Origin of the sequence: Serratia sp. S4 (assembly GCF_000347995.1) — a bacterium.
GTDB lineage: Bacteria > Pseudomonadota > Gammaproteobacteria > Enterobacterales > Enterobacteriaceae > Serratia > Serratia quinivorans.
The window spans coordinates 229,350-252,370 of record NZ_KB661120.1; the positions used below are offsets into that span (position 1 = coordinate 229,350).

At 57.2% G+C, this 23,021-nt stretch carries 21 protein-coding genes; 16 read left to right on the forward strand and 5 right to left on the reverse strand.

Going from position 1 to position 23,021, the window contains the following annotated elements; translation table 11 throughout:
* The first annotated feature begins 7 nt into the window (after positions 1 to 7).
* Genes SERS4_RS0101700 through SERS4_RS0101710 form a run of 3 tightly spaced genes read left to right on the forward strand, consistent with a single transcriptional unit; the run spans position 8 to position 3,836 of the window.
* Positions 8 to 1,957, forward strand: coding sequence for an FUSC family protein (locus SERS4_RS0101700; RefSeq protein WP_017891294.1), 1,950 nt, complete (start codon positions 8 to 10; stop codon positions 1,955 to 1,957).
* Between the two features lie 5 nt (positions 1,958 to 1,962).
* On the forward strand, positions 1,963 to 3,447 hold the full coding sequence (locus tag SERS4_RS0101705; RefSeq protein ID WP_026142154.1) for an MdtP family multidrug efflux transporter outer membrane subunit: 1,485 nt from the start codon (positions 1,963 to 1,965) through the stop codon (positions 3,445 to 3,447).
* Between the two features lie 23 nt (positions 3,448 to 3,470).
* Entirely contained in the window at positions 3,471 to 3,836 is a 366-nt protein-coding gene (locus SERS4_RS0101710) for a DUF2500 domain-containing protein (protein WP_017891296.1), read from the forward strand.
* Between the two features lies 1 nt (position 3,837).
* Here SERS4_RS0101710 and SERS4_RS0101715 read toward each other — a convergent pair whose 3' ends face one another.
* Both SERS4_RS0101715 and rsmD read right to left on the reverse strand, forming a co-directional pair.
* Positions 3,838 to 4,110: a DUF1145 family protein gene (locus SERS4_RS0101715; RefSeq protein WP_006317223.1), complete on the reverse strand. Its 273-nt coding sequence runs from the start codon at positions 4,108 to 4,110 to the stop codon at positions 3,838 to 3,840.
* A complete protein-coding gene (gene rsmD, locus SERS4_RS0101720; RefSeq protein ID WP_012004690.1) occupies positions 4,100 to 4,720 on the reverse strand; it encodes a 16S rRNA (guanine(966)-N(2))-methyltransferase in 621 nt (206 codons plus the stop codon). The genes SERS4_RS0101715 and rsmD overlap by 11 nt, the downstream gene beginning before the upstream one ends.
* Before the next feature lie 223 nt (positions 4,721 to 4,943).
* On the opposite strand from rsmD, the gene ftsY reads away from it, so the two are divergent.
* The 4 genes from ftsY to rpoH all read left to right on the forward strand — a co-directional run bounded on the left by ftsY (position 4,944) and on the right by rpoH (position 9,342).
* Entirely contained in the window at positions 4,944 to 6,548 is a 1,605-nt protein-coding gene (ftsY, locus tag SERS4_RS0101725) for a signal recognition particle-docking protein FtsY (protein ID WP_017891297.1), read from the forward strand.
* Positions 6,549 to 6,553: 5 nt separating this feature from the next.
* Complete coding sequence (gene ftsE, locus SERS4_RS0101730; RefSeq protein ID WP_012004692.1) at positions 6,554 to 7,225, forward strand: cell division ATP-binding protein FtsE; 672 nt, start codon at positions 6,554 to 6,556, stop codon at positions 7,223 to 7,225.
* Complete coding sequence (ftsX, locus tag SERS4_RS0101735; RefSeq protein WP_012004693.1) at positions 7,215 to 8,168, forward strand: permease-like cell division protein FtsX; 954 nt, start codon at positions 7,215 to 7,217, stop codon at positions 8,166 to 8,168. The genes ftsE and ftsX overlap by 11 nt, the downstream gene beginning before the upstream one ends.
* Positions 8,169 to 8,484: 316 nt before the next feature.
* The gene (gene rpoH, locus SERS4_RS0101740) at positions 8,485 to 9,342 is read left to right on the forward strand and encodes an RNA polymerase sigma factor RpoH (RefSeq protein WP_012004694.1); all 858 of its coding nucleotides are present in this window, start codon (positions 8,485 to 8,487) and stop codon (positions 9,340 to 9,342) included.
* 59 nt (positions 9,343 to 9,401) lie between these two features.
* On the opposite strand, the gene SERS4_RS0101745 is transcribed toward rpoH, so the two are convergent.
* Genes SERS4_RS0101745 through panM form a run of 3 tightly spaced genes read right to left on the reverse strand, consistent with a single transcriptional unit; the run spans position 9,402 to position 13,052 of the window.
* The gene (locus SERS4_RS0101745) at positions 9,402 to 11,459 is read right to left on the reverse strand and encodes a hypothetical protein (RefSeq protein ID WP_017891298.1); all 2,058 of its coding nucleotides are present in this window, start codon (positions 11,457 to 11,459) and stop codon (positions 9,402 to 9,404) included.
* The gene (locus SERS4_RS0101750; protein ID WP_017891299.1) at positions 11,446 to 12,663 is read right to left on the reverse strand and encodes a DUF3142 domain-containing protein; all 1,218 of its coding nucleotides are present in this window, start codon (positions 12,661 to 12,663) and stop codon (positions 11,446 to 11,448) included. The genes SERS4_RS0101745 and SERS4_RS0101750 overlap by 14 nt, the downstream gene beginning before the upstream one ends.
* On the reverse strand, positions 12,660 to 13,052 hold the full coding sequence (gene panM / locus SERS4_RS0101755) for an aspartate 1-decarboxylase autocleavage activator PanM (RefSeq protein WP_012004697.1): 393 nt from the start codon (positions 13,050 to 13,052) through the stop codon (positions 12,660 to 12,662). Before panM ends, SERS4_RS0101750 begins: the two co-directional genes overlap by 4 nt.
* Before the next feature lie 406 nt (positions 13,053 to 13,458).
* Between panM and SERS4_RS0101760 the strand changes: the two genes are divergently transcribed.
* The 9 genes from SERS4_RS0101760 (at position 13,459) to ugpE (ending at position 23,013) form a co-directional block, all read left to right on the forward strand.
* Positions 13,459 to 14,574, forward strand: a complete 1,116-nt coding sequence (locus SERS4_RS0101760; RefSeq protein ID WP_017891300.1) for a branched-chain amino acid ABC transporter substrate-binding protein — start codon at positions 13,459 to 13,461, stop codon at positions 14,572 to 14,574.
* A gap of 116 nt (positions 14,575 to 14,690) precedes the next feature.
* On the forward strand, positions 14,691 to 15,617 hold the full coding sequence (gene livH / locus SERS4_RS0101765) for a high-affinity branched-chain amino acid ABC transporter permease LivH (RefSeq protein ID WP_012004699.1): 927 nt from the start codon (positions 14,691 to 14,693) through the stop codon (positions 15,615 to 15,617).
* On the forward strand, positions 15,614 to 16,897 hold the full coding sequence (locus SERS4_RS0101770) for a high-affinity branched-chain amino acid ABC transporter permease LivM (RefSeq protein ID WP_017891301.1): 1,284 nt from the start codon (positions 15,614 to 15,616) through the stop codon (positions 16,895 to 16,897). Before livH ends, SERS4_RS0101770 begins: the two co-directional genes overlap by 4 nt.
* On the forward strand, positions 16,894 to 17,661 hold the full coding sequence (livG, locus tag SERS4_RS0101775) for a high-affinity branched-chain amino acid ABC transporter ATP-binding protein LivG (protein ID WP_012004701.1): 768 nt from the start codon (positions 16,894 to 16,896) through the stop codon (positions 17,659 to 17,661). The genes SERS4_RS0101770 and livG overlap by 4 nt, the downstream gene beginning before the upstream one ends.
* A 3-nt stretch (positions 17,662 to 17,664) precedes the next feature.
* On the forward strand, positions 17,665 to 18,366 hold the full coding sequence (gene livF, locus SERS4_RS0101780) for a high-affinity branched-chain amino acid ABC transporter ATP-binding protein LivF (protein WP_012004702.1): 702 nt from the start codon (positions 17,665 to 17,667) through the stop codon (positions 18,364 to 18,366).
* A gap of 105 nt (positions 18,367 to 18,471) precedes the next feature.
* On the forward strand, positions 18,472 to 19,659 hold the full coding sequence (locus SERS4_RS0101785) for a PLP-dependent aminotransferase family protein (protein WP_017891302.1): 1,188 nt from the start codon (positions 18,472 to 18,474) through the stop codon (positions 19,657 to 19,659).
* A gap of 191 nt (positions 19,660 to 19,850) precedes the next feature.
* Complete coding sequence (gene ugpB / locus SERS4_RS0101790) at positions 19,851 to 21,170, forward strand: sn-glycerol-3-phosphate ABC transporter substrate-binding protein UgpB (protein ID WP_017891303.1); 1,320 nt, start codon at positions 19,851 to 19,853, stop codon at positions 21,168 to 21,170.
* A 113-nt stretch (positions 21,171 to 21,283) separates the two neighbouring features.
* Positions 21,284 to 22,171, forward strand: a complete 888-nt coding sequence (gene ugpA, locus SERS4_RS0101795) for a sn-glycerol-3-phosphate ABC transporter permease UgpA (protein ID WP_012004705.1) — start codon at positions 21,284 to 21,286, stop codon at positions 22,169 to 22,171.
* Positions 22,168 to 23,013: a sn-glycerol-3-phosphate ABC transporter permease UgpE gene (gene ugpE / locus SERS4_RS0101800; RefSeq protein ID WP_012004706.1), complete on the forward strand. Its 846-nt coding sequence runs from the start codon at positions 22,168 to 22,170 to the stop codon at positions 23,011 to 23,013. The genes ugpA and ugpE overlap by 4 nt, the downstream gene beginning before the upstream one ends.
* Positions 23,014 to 23,021: the final 8 nt, after the last annotated feature.

Consider the following 23,021-nt stretch of genomic DNA (forward strand, 5'->3'; position numbering starts at 1 on the left):
GCGGCGTGTGCAGAATATCTGGCAATATCTGAGCCGAGAGTTACACGCCACGCCTGGCAGGGGGGGTTATACCCTGCGTTTGACGCTGAGCTGTGCGGTGTTGATCACGTTGTTTATGACGCTGCAGATCCCTTTTCTGGCCGTGGCGCTGATCGTGGTTTTCTATGTCAGCCAGCAAAACGTCCTGATGATCAAACTGATCGGAATAGTTTTCTTGATCACCATCAGCGTCGCCATCGGCGGTATCCTGCTGATTTTCAAATGGACCTATGATTATCCGCTGATACGGCTGGTGGCTTCGACGCTGCTGTTTTTCTGTGCCATGTATCTGATGAGGGTGCTGGGCAAGCTGGGGTTGGCATTTTTTGTCGTCGCTCTGTCGGTGATTTATGCCCAGACATTCCCTTCCATGACCAGCGAAAGCGAAGTTCTGGTTCGGCTGTTGCTGTGGCTGTGGGTGGCGATCAATACCGCTATTTTGGTGACGCTGCTGGTTAATGCCTGTTTTTATCAGGCCTTTCCCGGCTATCAGTTCAAAGCCCTGCTGGCGCAGATGCTTCGCCAAACGTCTGCACAATGGGCTTGTTTGGGGGACAACCTCAAGCTGGAAGGGCAACCGAAGCTGCTGGATGTGGCGGCGCAATTTTCCCGTTTGCAATTGCTGCATAAGCTGGCGGGGCGTTCCAGTGCCGAAATCAGCAATGATCCGCAGAAATGGCAATTGCTCATGGCGGCGGCCAGCCGTTGTTACCACCTGACTGCGCTGCTTCAGCAGGATGAAAATGACCCGCATCTCCAACAACAAGCCCGGATGATCTCTGGCGTATTGGCCGATTTGGCGGAACATCTGGATAGCGAGGTTGTGCCGGCTCAAATGGAGATGCCGGCTGCAAGCGACAGCGCAAACGTAGCCATTTTGCTGGAAATGACGCGAACCTTGACTCGTTTGGCTCAGGGCGAGGCGATCCCCTTGCGAACTGAAGGGCAGGTGAAAGAGCCTTTGCTGTTACCGGATGCCTGGTCAAATCCGGCCTACCTGCACTTTGCCCTGAAGACGCTGCTGGCGACCCTGATCTGCTATGTGTTTTATACTGCGACAGACTGGCAGGGGATACACACCATTATGTTGAGCTGCGTTATTGTGGCCCAGCCAGGGTTGGGTGCCACTATGCAGAAGACGCTGTTGCGTATTGGCGGGGCGTTGCTGGCTACGCTGCTGGCGCTGGTATGTATCGTCTTTATTCAGCCCCATACGGAGTCCCTCACCGGGTTGTTGGCGATGGCGCTGCCGGTTATGGCTCTGGGAGCCTGGCTGGCGGCCGGCTCCGAAAGAATCGCCTACGCGGGTATCCAGATCGCTTTTACTTTTTCCCTGGCTTTCTTCAGCTGGTTCGGGCCGTTGTATAACCTGACGGAATTGCGCGATCGGGTTATCGGTATCCTGCTGGGGGTATTGGTTTCATCGATTGTCCATCTTTACCTGTGGCCAGACAGTGAGGCTCCGCAGTTAAAAACGCAGTTGGCGCGCCTCTATCGCCAAATTGCCGACTATCTGACGGCAAAAGAGGATGAAGCTAATATAGCGCCGCTGTTGCAGACCCTGATGAAAACCGAAGCGCTGATCGGCCGGGTCTCTGCAGAACCTTTCAATACCTACGCCCACCCCTACCCGCAAGCGAAACGCTGGCCGATTAACGCCGCTTTTATGCAGGCTCAGGAAATTGTGCGGTTGAGTGAAGGATATCGGCTGTACATGGTGCCAAGGGATACTTTCCTGCCCCAGTGCGCGCAGCTGTTGCGCAGCTACGCCGATAACATAGAGCAGCCTGGCGCTGCTGCAATATTGACGCCGGTGGGGCGAGACAGGCCGATAAATCCTTTTTTATATCCTCTGACACAGGCGGTGCAAACTTTGCCTGACTGGCGGCAGCCTCATCTTTCCGAGATTAAGCAATGAAAATTATGATGATGGCAGGAGGCCAGCCGCGTCTCGCGCCGCTAGTGCTGAGTTTGAGCCTGCTGCTGAGCGGGTGCGCATTAATTCAGGACGATCCCGGTCAGGTGACCATAGTCAATCCGCAGCAGGCGCAGTTATCGCAGGTGATTCATTTGGCTCACAGCGGGTGGCCGACGGCCAACTGGTGGGAGGGCTATCATGATGCTCAGCTCAATATGCTGGTCAACCGCGCATTGCAAAACTCACCGACCATGCAGGCGGCTCGCCTGCGCATTAGTCAGTCCCAATCCTCGGTCGAGCTGGCTCAGGCGGCCCAGGGGCTTCAGGCCGTGGGGGTAGCGGCCCAGAATCGGGTGAGAGTAACCGATCGCAACTTTACCTGGCCCTACTCATTTTCGCTGCCCGCGGACCGCAATGGTCCCTGGTATACGCTCAATACCGTCGGCGTGGGTGCCACCCTGGATATCGATCTATGGGGGGCGGATCGCGCTCAGGTAGCTGCCGCCATCGGGGAGAAAAATGCCCGAACCGCGGAGACGGCCGGTATCGAACTGGATCTTGCCAGCAGTGTCGCACAGCTCTATTTCGCCATGCAGAGCAGCTTCCAGAAGATTGCGCTGCTCAATCAGTTGGAGTCCATTGCCCGGTTATCGGTGCAGGCCCACGAAAACCGCGCCGCACGCGGGTTGGAAGATAGGGTTGATATTGCCAACGCGCAGGCTGAACTGCTGGCGGCGCAACAGCAGGTGATTACCGAACAGGGGATGTTGACCCAGTATCGTGAAACGTTACGCGCCCTGATAGGGGCAGATGCGCACAATATGCCGAGTATTCATGCTGTTGACCTGCCGGCGCTGCAGGAAACCTTACCAGCTTCCTTATCTTTCGAACTGCTGGCCAGACGTCCGGACCTGCAAGCATTGAGCGGCTACGTGACCGCCTCTTTAAGCCGGGTCGATGCGGCCAAGGCGGCCTTTTACCCGCATTTTGATATCAAGGCCTTCTGGGGATATAACGCCTTAAGCGTGGGTGACCTGTTTAAATACTCCTTCCAGCAGATCAATATTCTGCCTGGCTTGCGACTGCCTTTGTTCGATGGCGGCCGACTGAACGCCAATTTGAAATCGGTTCGCACGGCCAGCAACATTCTGATAAAGCAGTATAATCAGGCAGTACTTGATGCGGTGCGTGATGTGGCAATCAGCTCGAGCCAACTCAATGATCTTAACCAGCAGGTCATGCTGCAGCAGCAGAAAGTCATCGCCGCCATGGCTACCACGGAGAGCGCGGGCGCTCATTACCAGCGCGGGTTGGCCAGCCGCTATGCTGCCGAGGAAGCCCGGCGAGCCACTATCGCGCAGCAGTTGCTGTTACTGGATATTCAGGCGCAACGGCTCAGCACCGACATTACGCTGATTAAGTCGCTGGGGGGCGATTATCGTGGCCAGCCTGCGACCCGCGATGCGGTAAGCACTGCCCAGCCGCACTAGATTCTGAACCTTTGGGAGCCAAGATGAGCAAACCGCCGCTGTTTTTTATCGCCGTGATAGCACTGATCGCCGTACTGGCCACGCAGCGCTATTTCAACCAGCGCCGATCTGAGGCGGAAAACGACCGCGCACCGGTCCGCAGCCTGCAGGTTACGGTGAGCGAGAAGCGTGAATTCCCTGCCTCAAATAACCGTTCACGCCAGCGTGAGCATATCGTCAATGAAGCAATGCGGTATGAAGTGGTGTTCCACCCGCAGCGTGGGGGAGAGGACATCACCCTGCGGCTGAAACAGCAGCAGTACAACCCTATTGAGAAAGGGGCGCAGGGTATGTTGATGGTGCAGGGCACGCGCTTTGTCTCTTTTACCGCTCAGTCGGCGCCGCACTAAGCTATTTTCTTTTGATTGGCGGCTGCTTTTTCTGCCAGGCCAGCAGTTCGAAGACGCCAAAGATAAAGATCTTGGCTTCCTGCCAGTAGCTTATCGGCTGATCTTTCGGTTGCGTGGATTTCAGCAGTACCAGCTGTAGCCCGTGCATCACCACCATAAAGAACAGCGCCACGTCGATGAAGTACTTCAGCGGCTTGGGAAAAGGGTGAAACAGATTGGAGAGCAGAAAGCCCCATACGCACAGCATCAGCAGGCGACCCAGATTAATCAGCATTGTCGGTTTTCTCTTGAGAGCGAATATAAAGACGGTAAGCCACCTGACCGGCGACTTTTTCACGGTGTAGCTGCCAGTTGGCCGGAACGTCGGTGGCGGCGCTTTCGGCTTCGGCCTCTACGTAAATCCAGGCCTCATCGGCCAGCCAGCCCTGCTGCTCCAGCAGCGTGACGGTTTCCGCCAGCAGCCCTTTGCGAAAAGGCGGATCGAGAAACACGACGTCAAACGGTTGGGCATTATTCGCCAGCCAGCTCAGTGCGTTGGTGTTGACCACATGGCCTTTGCCTTGCAGCAGCGCCAGATTCTTTTCCAGTTGCTGCGCCACCGGGCGTTCAAACTCCAACAGCGTAACGCTACCGGCATAGCGGGACAGCGCTTCCAGGCCGAGTGCGCCGCTACCGGCGAAACAGTCCAGGCAGCGCGCGCCCTGGATCACCGGGGCCAGCCAGTTGAACAGGGTTTCACGGACGCGATCGGTGGTTGGACGTAGCCCAGGGCTATTTGGCACCGGCAGTTTCCGTCCGCGCCATTGGCCGCCGATAATACGGATCTGCCCGGCCGCAGCCTGAGGCGGTTTTTTTGCCGACGCCCGTGGCGATATTCTTGTCATAGGATTGGTTTATTTCTGTTTGGGGCGGTGAAGGCCGCACAAGTTAGCGAAAAGTTGCCTCTATTCTACCGGTGAGACGCGCCGGGGGAAACGGTAAAACTTTGTTGCCTGATTTCACAGTGGAAAGCATACCGGATGCGTGTTGCTGGGCGAGGGAAAGTGATAGACTCGGCGGAATAATTGTCAGCATAAGCAAGCCTTCGGTACGGAGTAGAGTCATAACATGGCAAAAGATAAGAAACGCGGGTTTTTCTCCTGGCTGGGCTTCGGCCAGAAGGAAGAAGAGCAACAGCAACCTGAGACGGCGGTAGAACCGGCGGAAAATCAGGCCGTGGAGACCCCGGCTGAACCGGTTGCTCCCAAGCTGGATGACCAACTCCCCGCCCAGGAATCTGAACCTGCCGCCTCCGTAGAAACCCCAGGAGAATGGGACGGCAGCCTGACCGGCGAGCATATCGCAGAAAGCGTGCCGGTGGTTGCCGAGCACTCTGCAGCGGCACAAGCGCTGGCGGAAGAGATTGTTACTCTCACCGAACAGGTGGCGGCAGAGCAGCAGCCGGTGACAGAGGAAGAGATTGCCGAGGTTGAGCCTGAGCCGGTGGTGGTGATTGAGCCGGAAGCGGTTGTCGTAGCCGAACCGGAAGTGCTTGAGTCAGAAGCGGTTATCGAACCAGAATCGCAAGTGATTGCGCCTGAGCCTGTTATCGAGCCTGAGCCAGAACCGATTGCGGTGCCTGAAGTGGAGGCGATCGAGCCTGAACCTGAACCTGAGGCTATCGCGCCAGAGCCAGAGCCTCTGCCGGCCAGCGTAGCGCTGGAACCGATTATCGTCGCTCCGGCCATTATTGAAGAACAACAACCTGAGCTGCTGGCCCCTGCGGTGACTCAGGAGCAGGAACGCCCGACCAAAGAAGGTTTCTTTGCCCGTCTGAAACGCAGCCTGGTGAAAACCAAGCAGAATCTAGGCTCCGGTTTTATCGGCCTGTTCCGCGGCAAGAAAATCGACGACGATCTGTTTGAAGAGCTGGAAGAGCAGCTGCTGATTGCCGATGTCGGCGTGGAAACCACGAGTAAAATCATTACCTCTCTGACCCAGCACGCCAGCCGCAAGCAGTTGAAAGACGCCGAGGCGCTATACGGCAAGCTGAAGGAGGAAATGTCTGAAATTCTGGCTAAAGTTGATCAGCCGCTGGATGTTGGCGGTAAAAACCCGTATGTCATTCTGATGGTTGGTGTGAACGGCGTGGGTAAAACCACCACCATCGGCAAGCTGGCCCGTCAGTTCCAGGCGGAAGGCAAATCGGTGATGTTGGCGGCGGGGGATACCTTCCGTGCCGCGGCGGTGGAACAACTGCAGGTATGGGGCGAGCGTAACCGGATCCCGGTGATCGCGCAGCATACCGGTGCAGACTCCGCTTCGGTGATTTTTGACGCGGTACAGGCCGCCAAGGCTCGTGGCATCGACGTACTGCTGGCCGATACCGCCGGACGTCTGCAGAATAAAGCGCACCTGATGGAAGAGCTGAAGAAAATCGTCCGCGTTATGAAAAAACTGGACGACCAGGCCCCCCATGAGGTTATGCTGATTCTTGATGCCAGCACCGGACAGAATGCTGTCAGCCAGGCGAAATTATTTAATGAAGCCGTAGGCTTAACCGGTATCACACTGACTAAACTGGACGGTACCGCCAAGGGCGGGGTGATCTTCGCCATTGCCGATCAGTTCGCTATCCCGATTCGCTATATCGGCGTTGGGGAAGGCATCGAAGATTTGCGGCCGTTTAAGGCCGACGATTTTATTGAGGCACTTTTTGCCCGAGAGGATTAATACGGATGATTCGCTTTGAACAGGTCAGTAAAGCTTATCTGGGCGGACGGCAGGCACTGCAGGGGGTAGATTTTCATCTGCGCCCGGCAGAGATGGCGTTTCTGACCGGCCATTCCGGCGCGGGTAAAAGTACCCTGCTGAAACTGATTTGTGGCATCGAACGGCCGAGCGCCGGCCATATCTGGTTTGGTGGTCACGACATCAGTCGCCTGAGAAACAGTGAGGTGCCGTTCCTGCGTCGTCAGATCGGCATGATTTTCCAGGATCACCATCTGCTGCTGGATCGCACGGTGTATGACAACGTGGCGATGCCGCTGATCATTGCCGGTGCCAGTACCGAAGACATCCGCCGTCGTGTTTCCGCCGCGCTGGACAAGGTCGGGCTGCTGGATAAGGCCAAAAACTTCCCAATCCAGCTTTCCGGTGGTGAGCAGCAGCGCGTGGGTATTGCCCGTGCGGTGGTGAACAAACCGGCGGTGCTGCTGGCGGATGAGCCAACCGGTAACCTGGATGATGCGCTGTCGGAAGGCATTCTGCGTCTGTTTGAAGAATTTAACCGTGTTGGCGTGACCGTGCTGATGGCCACCCATGACACCGGGCTGATTGCCCGTCGTAATTACCGCACTCTGCGCCTGAGCCAGGGTCGTATGGCTGGAGGAGCGCATCATGGCGAATAACGCAAAAACCGCCAAGAGCAAAGCGCTGCGCGGGGGCTGGCGTGAACAATGGCGTTACGCCTGGATGAACGCCATCAAGGATATGCTGCGCCAGCCATTGGCAACGCTGTTGACGGTGATGGTGATCGCCATTTCTCTGACGCTGCCGAGCGTGTGTTACATCGTCTGGAAAAACGTCAGTACCGCAGCGACCCAATGGTACCCGACGCCACAGTTGACGGTTTATCTGGATAAATCCCTCGATGACGATGCCGCGGTGAAAGTGCTCGATGCCATCAAGGCGGAAGCCGGCGTCGAGAAAGTGAATTACCTGTCGCGTGAAGAGGCCCGGGGCGAATTCCGCAACTGGTCTGGCTTTGGCGGCGCACTGGATATGCTGGAAGAGAACCCGTTGCCGGCGGTAGCCATCATCACGCCGAAAATGAGCTTCCAAAGTTCCGACACCCTCAACACCCTGCGCGATCGCGTAGCCGCGGTACAGGGCGTGGATGAGGTTAGAATGGATGACAGCTGGTTTGCCCGCCTGGCGGCGCTGACCGGGCTGGTGGGCCAGGTGGCTGCGATGATCGGCGTGCTGATGATTGTGGCGGTGTTCCTGGTGATCGGCAACAGCGTGCGGCTGAGCATCTTCAGCCGTCGTGACACTATCAACGTGATGAAGCTGATCGGTGCGACCGACGGCTTTATCCTGCGGCCGTTCCTGAACGGCGGGGCAATGCTGGGCTTCTTTGGCGCGTTGCTGTCGTTGCTGTTATCCGGCGGGATGGTGTGGCGTCTGGAGTCGGTGGTTACCGGCGTGGCCAAGGTGTTTGGTACCACCTTTACCCTGCATGGCCTGGGTTGGGATGAAGCCCTGCTGCTGCTGATTGTCTCCGCGATGATCGGCTGGATCGCCGCCTGGCTGGCGACGGTGCAACATTTACGTCGATTTACACCACAATAAAGTTTTTTTGGTATACTCTTCTCCTGCTGCTCCGAGCGTGTTGCGGGAGAAGAGCTACCGGCACCAACCCAAGCCCCATTCAGTCTCTTCTTTGCGCACAAATTCCCTATCGGCCTGAGTCTTCGTCACGTATTGTCATGCACAATGTGATCGAAAAACTGTGAACTAATAGGGCGGAACACGGTCAAAATCTGCAGCAAAATGTTATGGTGCCCGGCGTGTGGACCGCTTTTGCAATAGCAACTGCCGTAGAATCAATTATTTCCCCGCCGTGATAAATCACCTGCATGACCTGTTTTTTCAAGAGAGGGTTTGAATGACCAAAGAAATGCAAACTTTAGCTTTAGTGCCCCAGGGCAGTTTGGAAGCCTATATCCGGGCCGCCAACACCTATCCGATGCTGACGGCAGAGGAAGAGCGGGAGCTGGCTGAACGGCTGCATTATCAGGGCGATCTGGAAGCCGCTAAGCAGCTGATCCTGTCTCACCTGCGCTTTGTCGCTCATATTGCCCGCAATTACTCTGGTTACGGCCTGCCGCAGGCGGATCTGATCCAGGAAGGTAATATCGGCTTGATGAAAGCTGTTCGCCGCTTCAACCCAGAGGTTGGGGTGCGCCTGGTTTCCTTTGCGGTGCACTGGATCAAGGCAGAAATTCACGAGTACGTACTGCGCAACTGGCGTATCGTCAAAGTTGCTACCACCAAGGCACAGCGCAAGCTGTTCTTTAACCTGCGTAAAACCAAGCAGCGTCTGGGCTGGTTCAACCAGGACGAGGTGGAATTGGTGGCCCGTGAACTGGGCGTGACCAGCAAGGACGTACGCGAGATGGAATCCCGCATGGCGGCACAGGATATGACTTTCGATCCAACGCCGGACGACGACGCCCGTGAAGGCCAGTCGATGGCGCCAGTGCTGTACCTGCAGGATAAAAGCTCTGACTTTGCTGAAGGTATCGAAGAAGATAACTGGGAAAGCAACGCCGCAGACAAACTGGCCTACGCGATGGAAGGCCTGGACGAGCGTAGTCAGCATATTATTCGTGCCCGTTGGCTGGACGACGATAACAAGTCCACGCTGCAAGAACTGGCCGATCAATATGGCGTTTCCGCTGAGCGTGTCCGCCAGTTGGAAAAAAATGCCATGAAGAAACTGAAAATGGCGATCGAAGCCTAATCCCGCGTAAGCGTTAAAAAGCCCGGCTAGCCGGGCTTTTTTGTGCCTGAAATTCGGTGCTATGGCGTAACGGCAGCGAAGTCTGGCGCCGGGCAGCTATAGCCAAACTTGTTGGCCCAGGGATAACGAGACCCGGTGTTGATATAGCGCTGATACAGTGCCTGACCGGTTTTGGCATCACGTTTAATCACCCAACCGGCGGCATTGCACAGCACGGCGGCATAAGCCTGGCTTTTTGGCGGCAGCAAATCGGCGGCCTGCTGGGCCAGGGTGACGGCCTGCCAACGATAGTGCAGGAAGCGATTGTCCTGTGGCGGTAGCGCTGCTTTGGCCCGTGCCGCCTCCGCGCCGCTAATCCAACTCTTATGTTTGAGTTCGCGGGTATCAAACGCATCTCCCAGATAGGAATAGCCTGCGTCATAAATCGCGTAATCCGGCGTCATCTCGTAACCGGTGAAGGTTAGCCCTTGTGTGCGCAGTAGCGTGGCCGCCTGATAATAGGCTTTGGCGCGCGCCAGTTTGTCGGCGGTTTTGTCCTGCGCCGTCTTCAGAGTATCGGCGTACTGCTGCGCCACCTGGCGATAGTTAGGGATATCAAAATAGCCCATGGCCTCTTGAGGACGCCCGGCACGCATCAGCCGTCGCGCCAGCAGCTCGCGCAGCTGTACCTCTGGCGTCAGTGGCTGGCCGCTGTACTCGTCCGGATTGACCGGTTTTAGCGGCGTAGTTGGCGCTGGCGCATGTTTATCGACAAAGCCTTTCAGCTCGTCGACGGTCAGCACCCGTTCGGCCACGTCGGCGACGTCGGCCCAATAAATATCTTTACCGCGATACAGGAAATCCATCGCCTGTAGATAGTCACCGCGATCAAGTGCCAGGATCGCCTGCTCGCCGGCCACTCGGCACTCGGGCACCATGGTTTCTTGCACAAAGTCGGCATTGCGCTGCTCGCCCCAACTTTCACTGGATGGGAAAGCGGCCGCCGCTTTGGCGTAGTTTGCGGTAGCGGCTTTAACATCACCGTCACGCAGCGCCATCTTGGCGCGTAGCCACCAGGCCAGGCCACTGTCACCGGCGTGTTTCAGCAGGCTGGCCGCCATCGGATATTGCCCGGCGCGGTAGGCCAATGCTGCCAACCGGTCGCTGCCGCTGAAGCCGCTTTTCACCGAGGCGTCCAACAGCGTCAGAATTTGGCTGACAATCTGCGTTGAGCGGCTACCAGAGCCGTCCGTGTCGGCCAATTGCAGATTACTGCTGCGGGCGAACAGTTCGATAGTGACCAGCTGTTGGATCAGCGGATCGGTAATCGCCTGTTTTAGCGTATCGAAGTGGTCAGGATTGACCAGATAACTGGAAACGTACTGCAACGACAGTCCGCCGTTTTGATCGCCCTGAGCCGCCTGCTGGGCATACAGCCGCGCCGCTTGAGTCACGTCATTGAGCCACAGGTGGATACGTGCCTGCTGGCCGAGACTGCTCAGCGCCAGTTGATCCGGATCGGCCGTGCCGCTTTTCACTCGCTCAATCACCTGCTGGAAAGCCGCCAGCGCTTGCTCCAGCTGCGGTTTTGCCGGGTGTTTGGCCGTCGCAGCCGGTTCGCCACTTTCGTTCTCTGGCGTGCCGCGATCGCCCATCAGCAGTCGGCCGAGTGAGTATTGCGCTCGTAGCCCCCAATCGCCCTGTTCTGCAGCGGGTAGCGCCAATACCTGCTGGAAGTATTCGCCGGCCCGCGGATCCTGGCCGGCAAAGGCCACTGCGCCCAGTTGGTACAGGCGAGCGGCATCAGACAACCCCTGAGTATTGACCGCATCGGCCTCTTCAACGGTTTTTGCCGCGCGCATTTTGCCGATGATGATGGTTTCTGGCGACAGAGGCATCGGTTTCGGCGGCATGGGCGGCGGTGGCGCTTTCCATTGCGGTAGTTGCTTATCTATCGCGACCAGGCGGCCGGCTTCAAAGGCAAAATTGCCTTCCGGCATATACAGCAGTGTGCCGTTACGATCGACCAGCAACCGGTTAGGGAAATCCGGTCCGCAGGCGTAGCCGTTAATCGGCAGCGCCAACGCTGAGCCGATCAGGGCCGCCAGTGGAAGAGTGCGAGCATTAAGGTGTGACAAGGGTGCCTCCTGGCGTCAGTTGTTGGCAGCGCAGCCAGCCCAGTGGCCGGGATTGCCCGGCACGTAACTGGTCGCCGCTAATCAGGACAAAGCGTTGCCGTTGAGGCTCACTTTCCAGCCGGTAGTTGCCCGCGGCATCCGCCGCCAGACAGTCGCTGGCGGTGATGACAATTTCATGGGGCAGCGGGGCATCAATCAGCCCATTATTGTGAAGTATCAGATCATTGAGCCCATTTTGCTGTGGCTGAGGACTAATTTTTACCAGCCAGTTGACGCTGAGCGGTTGGTTTTCAATCACTGCCCGCAGCGTCGTCAATGACCAGGCGCGACGATCGTCCGCCAGCGGCAGCCGGAACCAGATAATGCCACGCAGGTGCGGCGTGGTTTGCGCGTTCAATTGATGCAGAAAATCAGCTACCTGCTGCGGCGCGACCGTCAGCTCTCGCGAAGTCCCGGCCACGCGCAGCGAGGTTTCGCTTTCAACCTGCGCGCCCTGCTCATCAAACCCCACCAGACCCATGCCGTAGGCGGGCAAGGCCACCCGGAAGGGCTTCGTCGTCATTTTCGCGTACTGCTTGACCCAGCGCAGTGCCAGCGGGCCGGAAAATAACCCTTGCTGCGGCGACAGCACCGCATGTACCTGCAGTACCGAACTGTCCACCTGTTGTAATACGCCGGGCAGCGCTGCTGAGCCGAGCCAGGTCGGTAAGGCGGTAATACCCAGTTGCAATGAGCGAGGCAGCTGCTGGCGCAGTTGTTGGAGGAAATGCTGATAGTCGGGCAGGCGAGCGGTGGCGGCGTCGTGATCTATTTCAACGCCGATGACCTGCAACCCGGCGGCCTGCCACTGTTGCACCTGCTTTAGCAGGCGCTGGCGAATGGCGGATTCGTCCAACTGCGCCAACTGCCCATCCAGACGCACGACCAGCCACAGCGGGCGGCCATCTTGTTTCAATAATGGGAGATTAACCGGGATTTCACGCCAGCCTTCGCGCGGATGTACCTGCAAACCCAGCACCCGCAACGCAGAGAAAAGATCGCGGCTTTGCGCCAATGCCGCAGCATGTTGCGGCGTCCAGACCCGTTGCCAAACGTAGGCCTGGTTATCCCAGGCTTGCCGCAGTTGCAGTGCCTGCTGGCGGCCACCAAACCAGGCGATGAATGCCAGTGCCAGCATTAATAGCGCCACTAATTTGCGCTTCATTGTTGCCAGAGTTCGCCTTGCTGAGTAAAGCCGCAGGCGCGCATAAAGTTATCCACTTCACCGCGTTCGCGCGCTGTCAGACCGGCGGTTGAAAGCTGCCAGTGCGTTATCTGCGGCAGTTGACGCTGGGCGTCCTGCACCAGATACAGACCGACGCCGCGACGGCGCGTCACCTCACGCACCAGTAAATCTTGCAGTTGGGCATGCTTACCGTTCAGCTCGATTTTCACCGCACCGAGCAGCCGTTCGTTGAAGCGGGCGGCGAACAGGGCTTTATCGCCGCTCAACCCGCTTTGCCACTGTTCCGGCTGCTGATGCGGCCAGATTTTGCCAAGATCGATAAGGTCTTGCGGGGACAGTGTGGTTAATCGTTCTATAGTTAATTTCATGCAGGATTTCCGAACGGCTAATCGATGCCGACAGTGTAATAGATCTTGCACAGAGCGTTGTGTAAGTTTTTCTGTACGATTACTGCGCGAAATGTTTTTTGCAAGACGCATTTTCCGAGTAAATATGTAGTAAAGCGATCGGGAACCAGCATAACGCGCTGCGCCTGATGCAAAACAGCGCAGATTTAATCCGGATTTTATGCTGTTTACACCGCTTGTTCCTGATTGTGCAAGTTGATTTGCAGCAGAAAATTCCTGTTTAATGGCATGAAAAATAAAGTCTTATTAGAAAATATTGCCGCGAAAACACCTAAATCATTATTACTTATGAATAAAAGCAGTAAATAAGGGTCAGGTGCAGGCAAACACAACAGGTACGTTCACAACGACAGATGGGGATTTGCGGATGAAATTAACAAAAGGTAAGGCATTGTTGGCTGGCTGTATCGCGATGGCAATCGGGCATGCGGCAATGGCAAAAGACATTAAGGTGGCGATCGTCGGGGCGATGTCCGGCCCGGTCGCACAGTATGGCGATATGGAGTTTACCGGTGCCCGTCAGGCAATTGCCGATATCAATGCCAAGGGTGGCATCAAGGGCGAGAAGTTGGTTGGTGTGGAATACGACGATGCCTGTGACCCGAAACAGGCGGTAGCGGTGGCCAACAAGGTGATCAACGACGGTATCCGTTATGTGATCGGCCACCTGTGCTCGTCCTCGACGCAGCCGGCTTCCGATATTTATGAAGATGAAGGCGTGATCATGATTACCCCGGCGGCCACTAACGCCGATCTGACCACCCGTGGTTACAAGATGATCATGCGTACCACCGGCCTGGACTCCGATCAGGGCCCGACCGCCGCCAAGTACATCCTCAGTGAAATCAAACCCAAACGCATTGCCGTGATCCACGACAAGCAGCAGTATGGCGAAGGCCTGGCACGCTCGGTACGCGACAGTCTGAAAAAACAGGGTACCGACGTGGTGATGTTTGAAGGTATCACCGCCGGCGATAAAGATTTCTCCACTCTGGTGGCACGCCTGAAGAAAGAGAACGTCGATTTTGTTTATTTCGGCGGCTACTACCCGGAAATGGGCCAGATCCTGCGCCAGGCCAAACAGGCCGGGCTGACCACCCGCTTTATGGGGCCAGAGGGGGTGGGCAACTCCTCACTGTCTAACATCGCCGGTGCGGCTTCCGAAGGCATGCTGGTGACCTTGCCGAAACGCTACGATCAGGTTCCAACCAACAAACCTGTGGTCGATGCGCTGAAAGCCAAGAAGCTGGATCCGACCGGGCCGTTTGTCTGGACCACCTACGCCGCACTGCAATCTCTGACCACCGGGATGGAGCGCAGTGGCAGCCAGGAGCCAGCCGATATCGTCAAGGATTTGAAAACCGGCAAGCCGGTGGACACCGTGATGGGGCCGCTGAGCTGGGATGACAAGGGCGATCTGAAAGGCTTCGAGTTCGGCGTGTTTGAATGGCATGCAGACGGCACATCAACACCAATCAAATAAGCCATAATCATCAGGGTAGGGTGCAGTTCTGCTGCGCCCGCGGGCCGGCTTGCCGGCTCCGTATCCCTTTACCTGAATGCTCTCCGCGTTCAGGTTTCGCAGCCAAGGGTTAGAGTATGTCAGAGCAGGTTCTCTATTTTCTGCAGCAGATGTTCAACGGCGTCACGTTGGGCAGCACCTATGCATTGATCGCCATCGGTTACACCATGGTCTACGGCATCATCGGCATGATCAACTTTGCCCACGGCGAGGTGTATATGATCGGCAGCTATGTCTCCTTTATTGTTATCGCCGCCCTGATGATGGTGGGCATCGACGTGAGCTGGTTGCTGATTGGCGCCGGGTTCCTGGTGTCGATCGTCATTGCCAGCGCCTACGGCTGGAGCATTGAGCGGGTAGCCTACAAGCCTGTGCGCAACTCCAAGCGTCTGATCGCGCTGATCTCCGCCATCGGGATGTCGATATTCCTGCAAAACTACGTCAGCCTGACGCAGGGCTCGCGCGATTTGGCGCTGCCTAGCCTGGTCACCGGCCAATGGGTGTTGGGTGAAAGTAACGGTTTTGCCGCCACCATCACTACCATGCAGTTGATTATCTGGGTCGTCACCTTCCTGGCGATGCTGGCGCTGACGATATTCATTCGTTATTCCCGCATGGGCCGCGCCTGCCGTGCCTGCGCGGAAGATTTGAAAATGGCCAGCCTGCTGGGCATCAACACCGACCGGGTTATCTCGCTGACCTTCGTGATTGGCGCGGTGATGGCGGCAGTGGCCGGCGTGCTGCTGGGCCAGTTCTACGGAGTGATTAACCCATACATCGGCTTTATGGCAGGCATGAAAGCCTTCACCGCGGCGGTGCTGGGCGGTATCGGCAGCATTCCCGGCGCAATGATTGGTGGCCTGGTACTGGGCGTGGCGGAAGCGCTGACCTCGGCCTACCTGAGCACCGAATATAAAGACGTGGTGTCGTTCGCGCTGCTGATCGTGGTGTTGCTGATCATGCCAACCGGCATCCTTGGGCGTCCGGAGGTTGAGAAGGTATGAAACTCAATCTGCTCAATGCGTTGATCGCCACGCTGGTGCTGTTTGTGATGGCTTCGTTCCTGATGGGGATGCAACTGAGTCTCGACGGAACCAAACTGGTGGTTCATGGCGCGGCGGAAGTTCGCTGGATGTGGATCGGCATTGGCTGTGTCATCGTGTTTTTCTTCCAATTGTTGCGTCCGTTGATGCAGCAAGGGCTGAAAAAAATCTCCGGCCCGTCATTCGTCTTACCGAGTTTTGATGGCACCACCGCGCGCCAGAAGCTGCTGGCCGCGGCGATCATTGTCGCGGCGGTCGCCTGGCCGTTCCTGGTATCGCGCGGCACGGTGGATATCGCCACCCTGACGTTGATCTACGTGATGCTGGGTCTGGGCCTGAACGTGGTGGTCGGCTTGTCCGGCCTGCTGGTGCTGGGTTACGGCGGTTTTTACGCCATCGGCGCCTACACCTATGCGCTGCTGAACCATTACTATGGCCTCGGCTTCTGGGAAAGCCTGCCACTGGCGGGCATCGTCACCGCCATCTTCGGTTTCCTGCTCGGTTTCCCGGTGCTGCGTCTGCGCGGCGATTACCTGGCGATTGTGACCCTGGGCTTCGGGGAGATTGTGCGTATCCTGCTGCTGAACAATACCGAGATCACCGGCGGGCCGAACGGTATCAGCCAGATCCCGAAACCGACCTTCTTTGGGCTGGAGTTCAACCGCAGCGTGCGCGACGGCGGCTGGGACACCTTCCACAACTTCTTTGGCCTGAAATACGATCCGAGCGATCGCATTGTGTTTTTGTATTTGGTGGCACTGCTGCTGGTGGTACTGACGCTGTTTGTGATCAACCGCCTGCTGCGCATGCCGCTGGGCCGTGCCTGGGAAGCGCTGCGCGAAGATGAAATCGCCTGCCGTTCACTGGGCCTTAACCCGACCAAAATCAAGCTGACCGCCTTTACCATCAGCGCCGCCTTTGCCGGTTTTGCCGGTACGCTGTTTGCCGCACGTCAGGGCTTTGTCAGCCCGGAATCCTTTACCTTTGTCGAGTCGGCCTTCGTGCTGGCGATCGTGGTTTTGGGTGGCATGGGATCGCAGTTTGCCGTGATCCTGGCGGCTATTCTGCTGGTGGTGTCGCGTGAAATGATGCGCGATCTGAACGAATACAGCATGTTGCTGCTGGGCGCCCTGATGGTGTTGATGATGATTTGGCGGCCACAAGGGTTGCTGCCGATGAAGCGGCCACAGCTGAAACTGAAAGCGGCGGATATCCACGCGGGCAAGGGGGAGCAGGCATGAGTATGCAACCTTTGCTGAAGGTCGAAGGGTTATCGATGCGTTTCGGCGGCCTGCTGGCGGTCAATAACGTGGCGCTGGAACTCAATGAAGGCGAAATCGTTTCGCTGATCGGCCCGAACGGTGCCGGAAAAACCACGGTATTTAACTGTCTGACCGGTTTCTACCGCCCAACCGGCGGCACCATTAAACTGCGCGAACGTCATCTGGAAGGGCTATCCGGCCAAAACATCGCTCGTATGGGCGTAGTGCGGACTTTCCAGCATGTGCGGCTGTTCCGTGAAATGACGGTGATCGAAAACCTGCTGGTTGCGCAGCACCAGCATCTGAAAAGCGGCGTTTTCGCCGGGCTGTTGAAAACGCCGGCCTTCCGTCGCGCCGAAGCCGACGCGCTGGAACGTGCTGCGGTGTGGCTGCAGCGGGTTGGCCTGCTGGAGATGGCTAACCGCTCGGCGGGCAACCTGGCATACGGCCAGCAGCGGCGGCTGGAGATTGCGCGTTGCATGGTTACCCGGCCGGAGCTGCTGATGCTCGACGAGCCTGCGGCGGGTTTGAACCCGAAGGAAACCGACGAGCTGGATCATTTGATTGTCGAGCTGCGTAATCAGCACAAGGTGTCGGTGCTATTGATCGAGCACGACATGAAGCTGGTGATGGGCATTTCCGACCGCATCTACGTGGTGAACCAGGGTACGCCGCTGGCGCAGGGCACTCCGGCAGAAATCCGCAACAACCCGGACGTGATCCGGGCTTATCTGGGCGAATAAATTATGTTGTCATTTAATCAGGTATCCGCCCATTACGGCAAAATCCAGGCGCTGCATCAGGTCAGCCTGAACATTAAGCAGGGTGAGATAGTCACGCTGATCGGTGCTAACGGCGCCGGTAAAACTACGCTGCTCGGCACGCTGTGCGGTGAACCCCGTGCCAGCGAGGGCAGCATCACTTTCCTCGATCAGGATATTACCCAGTGGCAGACCTCGCGCATCATGCGTGAGGCGGTGGCTATTGTGCCGGAAGGGCGACGGGTATTCTCGCGAATGACGGTGGAAGAGAATCTGGCGATGGGCGGTTTCTTTGCCGACCGTCAGCAGTATCAGCAGCGTATCGAAAGGGTTTTCGGCCTGTTCCCACGCCTGCTGGAGCGCCGTGCCCAACGTTCCGGCACCATGTCCGGCGGTGAGCAACAGATGTTGGCTATCGGCCGTGCGCTGATGAGCCAGCCAAAGTTGCTGTTGCTCGACGAACCTTCCCTTGGGCTGGCGCCGATCATTATTCAGCAGATTTTTGACATTATTGAGCAACTGCGCGAAGAGGGAATGACCATCTTCCTGGTGGAGCAAAACGCCAATCAGGCGCTGAAACTGGCCGATCGTGGTTATGTACTGGAAAACGGCCGCGTGGTGTTGGAAGATACGGGAGCCGCATTGTTAGCAAACGAAGCAGTTAGGTCGGCATATCTGGGCGGCTGAAATACCCGTCTAAGCTGTAGGGGGCGAATATATTCGCCCCGAGTGATTCGGGCGCAGTGTACAGCGCCCCTACAAAGTTTTTAACGATTACGAGAAGAAGAAGAAATGAACACAGAAGGGTTACTCGCGCAGCGCATCGTAAAAGTAAAAAGCTCGGCAATTCGTGAATTGCTCAAGCACAGTAAGATGGAAAACGTCATTTCGCTGGCGGGCGGCATCCCCTCTGATGCCCTGTTTGATTTCGAAGGCTTGAGCATCGCCACTCATCAGGCGATCACCGAGCAGCCGAAAAGCGCTTTCCAGTATGGTTTGACCGAAGGCAGCCCGGTGCTGCGTGAGCGCATCTGCGAACTGTGCGCCCAGCGTGGTGTTTCTGCCACTGCCGAAGAAGTGATGGTCACGGCCGGTTCCCAGCAGGCGCTGGATCTGGTGATGCGTGCGATCGTCAATCCGGGCGATGTGTTTGTGGTGGAGCGTCCGACCTATCTGGCGGCGTTACAGACGCTGGAGCTGGCGGAAGCCAACATCATGTCGGTGTCGTCCGACAGTGATGGCATGGTGGTCGAAGAGCTGGCTGAACTGCTGAAAACCCAGCGCATCAAGGGCGTGTATGTGGTGCCGAACTTCGGTAACCCCAGCGGTATCACCCTGAGCGCACCGCGCCGCGAACTGTTGGTGAAACTGGCGGCCGAGCACAATTTCCTGATCATCGAGGATGACCCGTACGGCGAACTGCGCTTTACCGAAGAGCGCAACGCTACGCTGCACCAGATTTCCCAGCAGGTGCTGGGTCACACCGATAACATTATCTACACCTCGACCTTCTCCAAGATCCTGGCACCGGGCCTGCGCCTGGGCTGGGCAATTTTGCCTGAGTTCCTGCTGCATAAAGTGGCGATCATCAAGCAGGCGGCGGATCTGCACGCCAGTGCGCTGTCGCAGAGCATCGTCGAATGCTATCTGGGGCTGGATCGTCTGCCGGCGCAGATCGAAAAGATCCGCGCGGCCTACAAGCACAAGGGCGAGATCCTGGCCGGGCTGGTGGAGCAAGAGCTGGGCGATCACATCAGCTTCGATATGCCGAAGGGCGGTATGTTCCTGTGGGCGCGTTTCCGTCAGCCGTTTAACGCTACCGAATGGCTGAAAACCACCCTGCAGCAGGGCGTGGTGTTTGTGCCGGGAGAGTACTTCTTCTCAGACAACCCGGATCGTTCGACCTTCCGCCTGTCGTTCGCCACCGCGACTGAACAGCAAATGCAGGAAGCGGTCGCTCGACTGCGTCGTTCACTGTAATACCCACGGCGGCGGGGCAGTTCTCCCTGCCGCCGACATCAAACCGCAATCTGCACTTCACTCTCCCGTCACACGGCTGTCATCTGGCAGTTATATTTCTGTCATCCGAGCATGGCATGTTAGCTACCGAACAAAAAACTGATTCTTTTCGCTCACGCGCTTATTACACCAGCTTTTTTCAGGAGTTAGGCATGCTCACCTACGCTATTCGCAAAACTACGCTGTGCGTCGCGTTGACCCTGGCGGTCAGCACTCAGGCACTGGCGGCAACCGAGATCCCATTCTGGCATTCGATGGAAGGTGAATTGGGTAAAGAAGTGGATTCCCTGGCGGATCGCTTTAACCAGTCGCACACCGACGTCAAAATTGTCCCGGTTTATAAAGGTAACTACGAACAGAGCCTGGCTGCGGGCATTGCGGCCTATCGCTCCGGCAAAGCGCCGGCAATTTTGCAGGTGTATGAGGTGGGCACGGCAACCATGATGGCCAGTAAGGCGATCAAGCCGGTGTACGAAGTGTTTAAAGACGCTGGTATCAACTTTGACGAGTCGGTGTTCGTGCCGACGGTGTCCGGTTACTACACCGACAACAAGAGCGGTCACCTGCTGTCTCAGCCGTTCAACAGTTCCACTCCAGTGCTGTATTACAACAAGGACGCCTTCAAAAAAGCCGGCCTGAACCCGGACCAGCCGCCAAAAACCTGGCAGGAACTGGCGGCGGACACCGCCAAACTGCGTGCAGCCGGTATGAAGTGTGGCTACGCCAGCGGCTGGCAGGGCTGGATCCAGCTCGAGAACTTCAGCGCCTGGCACGGGGTACCGTTCGCCACGGAGAACAACGGTTTCGGGGGAGCCAGCGCCAAGCTGGAGTTCAACAAGCCGCTGCAGGTCAAGCACATCCAACTGCTGGAAGAGATGAACAAGAAGGGTGATTTCACCTATTTCGGCCGTAAAGACGAATCCACCGAGAAGTTCTATAGCGGTGATTGTGCCATTACTACTGCGTCATCCGGTTCGCTGGCAGATATCAAGCATTACGCCAAGTTCAACTACGGGGTGGGCATGATGCCGTACGATGCCGATGCCAAAAATGCACCGCAGAACGCCATCATTGGCGGTGCGAGCCTGTGGGTGATGAACGGCAAAGATGCCGCCACTTACAAAGGGGTCGCCGAGTTCCTGCAGTATCTGGCCCAGCCGGAAATCGCCGCCGAATGGCACCAGAAGACCGGTTATCTGCCGATCACCACCGCGGCTTACGATCTGACCAAGCAACAGGGCTTCTATGACAAGAACCCGGGCGCCGATGTGGCGACGCGTCAGATGCTGAACAAGCCGCCATTACCGTTCACCAAGGGCCTGCGTTTGGGCAACATGCCGCAGATCCGTACCGTAGTGGATGAAGAATTGGAAGGCGTGTGGACCGGCAAGAAAACGCCACAGCAGGCGCTGGATGCCGCCGTGCAGCGCGGTGACGTATTGCTGCGTCGCTTCGAATCCCAGACCAAGTAGCGTCAACCGGGACTCCGTTCCGGCGAACGACACCGATTCACCCCCTCTCCCCTGGGAGAGGGCCGGGGTGAGGGGCTCAGTCAGCCCTCTCCCCACATTAACGGTTAACCCCTATGTCATCTTCCCGTCCCGGTTTCGGCTGTAGCTGGCTGCCCTATGTATTGGTGCTGCCGCAACTGTTGATCACCGCAATCTTTTTCCTGTGGCCCGCCGGCGAGGCGCTGTGGTATTCGGTGCAGAGCCTCGACCCATTCGGTCTGTCCAGCCAGTTTGTCGGCCTGGATAACTTTACCCAGCTGTTCCAGGATCCTTACTACCTCGATTCGTTTTACACCACGCTGATTTTCAGCTTCCTGGTGGCGGGTATCGGGCTGGTCGTGTCGTTGTTCTTCGCTGCACTGGTGGATTACGTGCTGCGCGGCAGCCGGATTTACCAGACGCTGATGATCTTGCCTTATGCGGTAGCTCCGGCGGTGGCGGCGGTACTGTGGATCTTCCTGTTCAACCCCGGCCTGGGGCTGATTACTCATTTCCTTAACGGACTGGGCTACAACTGGAACCACGCGCAGAACAGTGGGCAAGCGATGTTCCTGGTAGTTCTGGCTTCGGTCTGGCAGCAAATCAGCTACAACTTCCTGTTTTTCCTGGCGGCATTGCAGTCCATTCCCCGATCGCTGGTGGAAGCGGCGGCCATTGACGGTGCCGGCCCGGTGCGGCGTTTCTTCAATCTGGTGCTGCCGTTGATCACGCCGGTGAGCTTCTTCCTGCTGGTGGTCAATTTGGTGTACGCCTTCTTCGACACCTTCCCGGTGATCGATGCCGCGACCGGCGGCGGGCCGGTGCAGTCCACTACCACGCTGATCTACAAGATCTACCGCGAAGGCTTTGCCGGTCTGGACTTGTCCAGCTCTGCGGCGCAGTCGGTGATCCTGATGCTGTTGGTGATTGGCCTGACGGTGATCCAGTTCCGTTTTGTCGAACGTAAGGTGCGTTACCAATGATTGAGAACCGACGCGGGCTGGATATCTTCAGCCACGTAATGCTGATTATCGGCGTGCTGGTGGTGCTGTTCCCGCTGTACGTGGCCTTTGTCGCCGCCACGCTGGACGACAAACAGGTCTTCCAGGTACCGATGACCCTGATCCCGGGCGGCCACCTGTGGGAAAACATCAGCAATATCTGGCAGGGCGGTGTGGGCAACCTCAAGGTGCCGTTCTCGCTGCTGCTGCTCAATAGCGTGATCATGGCGCTGGCCATTACCTGCGGCAAAATCGTGGTATCGGTGTTGTCGGCCTATGCCATCGTTTATTTTCGTTTTCCGCTGCGCAGCCTGTTTTTCTGGCTGATTTTCATGACGCTGATGTTGCCTGTGGAAGTGCGTATTTTCCCCACGGTGGAGGTGATCTCCAACCTCAACCTGCTGGACAGCTACACCGGCCTGACGCTGCCGCTGATGGCCTCGGCAACCGCTACCTTCCTGCTGCGCCAGTTCTTTATGACCTTGCCGGATGAACTGCTGGAAGCCGCGCGTATTGACGGTGCCGGCCCGATGCGCTTCTTCTGGGACATCGTGTTGCCGCTGTCGAAGACCAACCTGGCGGCGCTGTTTGTCATCACCTTTATCTACGGCTGGAACCAGTACCTGTGGCCGATCCTGATCACCAGCGATGCCTCAATGGGCACTGCGGTGGCGGGGATTAAAAGCATGATCTCCACCTCCGGCGCGCCAACCCAGTGGAATCAGGTGATGGCGGCGATGATTCTGACTTTAATCCCACCGCTGGCGGTGGTTCTTCTGATGCAGCGCTGGTTTGTACGCGGCCTGGTTGATAGCGAAAAGTAACGAGAGAA

Excerpts from the sequence above, each read along its gene's own strand:
- ugpE (WP_012004706.1), top strand. The coding sequence starts at position 22,168 with ATGATTGAGAACCGACGCGGGCTGGATATCTTCAGCCACGTAATGCTG.
- livH (WP_012004699.1), top strand. The coding sequence starts at position 14,691 with ATGTCAGAGCAGGTTCTCTATTTTCTGCAGCAGATGTTCAACGGCGTC.
- livF (WP_012004702.1), top strand. The coding sequence starts at position 17,665 with ATGTTGTCATTTAATCAGGTATCCGCCCATTACGGCAAAATCCAGGCG.
- SERS4_RS0101785 (WP_017891302.1), top strand. The coding sequence starts at position 18,472 with ATGAACACAGAAGGGTTACTCGCGCAGCGCATCGTAAAAGTAAAAAGC.
- SERS4_RS0101770 (WP_017891301.1), top strand. The coding sequence starts at position 15,614 with ATGAAACTCAATCTGCTCAATGCGTTGATCGCCACGCTGGTGCTGTTT.
- ugpA (WP_012004705.1), top strand. The coding sequence starts at position 21,284 with ATGTCATCTTCCCGTCCCGGTTTCGGCTGTAGCTGGCTGCCCTATGTA.
- SERS4_RS0101710 (WP_017891296.1), top strand. The coding sequence starts at position 3,471 with ATGAGCAAACCGCCGCTGTTTTTTATCGCCGTGATAGCACTGATCGCC.
- SERS4_RS0101750 (WP_017891299.1), bottom strand. The coding sequence starts at position 12,663 with ATGAAGCGCAAATTAGTGGCGCTATTAATGCTGGCACTGGCATTCATC.
- ftsY (WP_017891297.1), top strand. The coding sequence starts at position 4,944 with ATGGCAAAAGATAAGAAACGCGGGTTTTTCTCCTGGCTGGGCTTCGGC.
- panM (WP_012004697.1), bottom strand. The coding sequence starts at position 13,052 with ATGAAATTAACTATAGAACGATTAACCACACTGTCCCCGCAAGACCTT.
- SERS4_RS0101760 (WP_017891300.1), top strand. The coding sequence starts at position 13,459 with ATGAAATTAACAAAAGGTAAGGCATTGTTGGCTGGCTGTATCGCGATG.
- SERS4_RS0101715 (WP_006317223.1), bottom strand. The coding sequence starts at position 4,110 with ATGCTGATTAATCTGGGTCGCCTGCTGATGCTGTGCGTATGGGGCTTT.
- rsmD (WP_012004690.1), bottom strand. The coding sequence starts at position 4,720 with ATGACAAGAATATCGCCACGGGCGTCGGCAAAAAAACCGCCTCAGGCT.
- ugpB (WP_017891303.1), top strand. The coding sequence starts at position 19,851 with ATGCTCACCTACGCTATTCGCAAAACTACGCTGTGCGTCGCGTTGACC.
- ftsX (WP_012004693.1), top strand. The coding sequence starts at position 7,215 with ATGGCGAATAACGCAAAAACCGCCAAGAGCAAAGCGCTGCGCGGGGGC.
- rpoH (WP_012004694.1), top strand. The coding sequence starts at position 8,485 with ATGACCAAAGAAATGCAAACTTTAGCTTTAGTGCCCCAGGGCAGTTTG.
- ftsE (WP_012004692.1), top strand. The coding sequence starts at position 6,554 with ATGATTCGCTTTGAACAGGTCAGTAAAGCTTATCTGGGCGGACGGCAG.
- livG (WP_012004701.1), top strand. The coding sequence starts at position 16,894 with ATGAGTATGCAACCTTTGCTGAAGGTCGAAGGGTTATCGATGCGTTTC.
- SERS4_RS0101705 (WP_026142154.1), top strand. The coding sequence starts at position 1,963 with ATGATGATGGCAGGAGGCCAGCCGCGTCTCGCGCCGCTAGTGCTGAGT.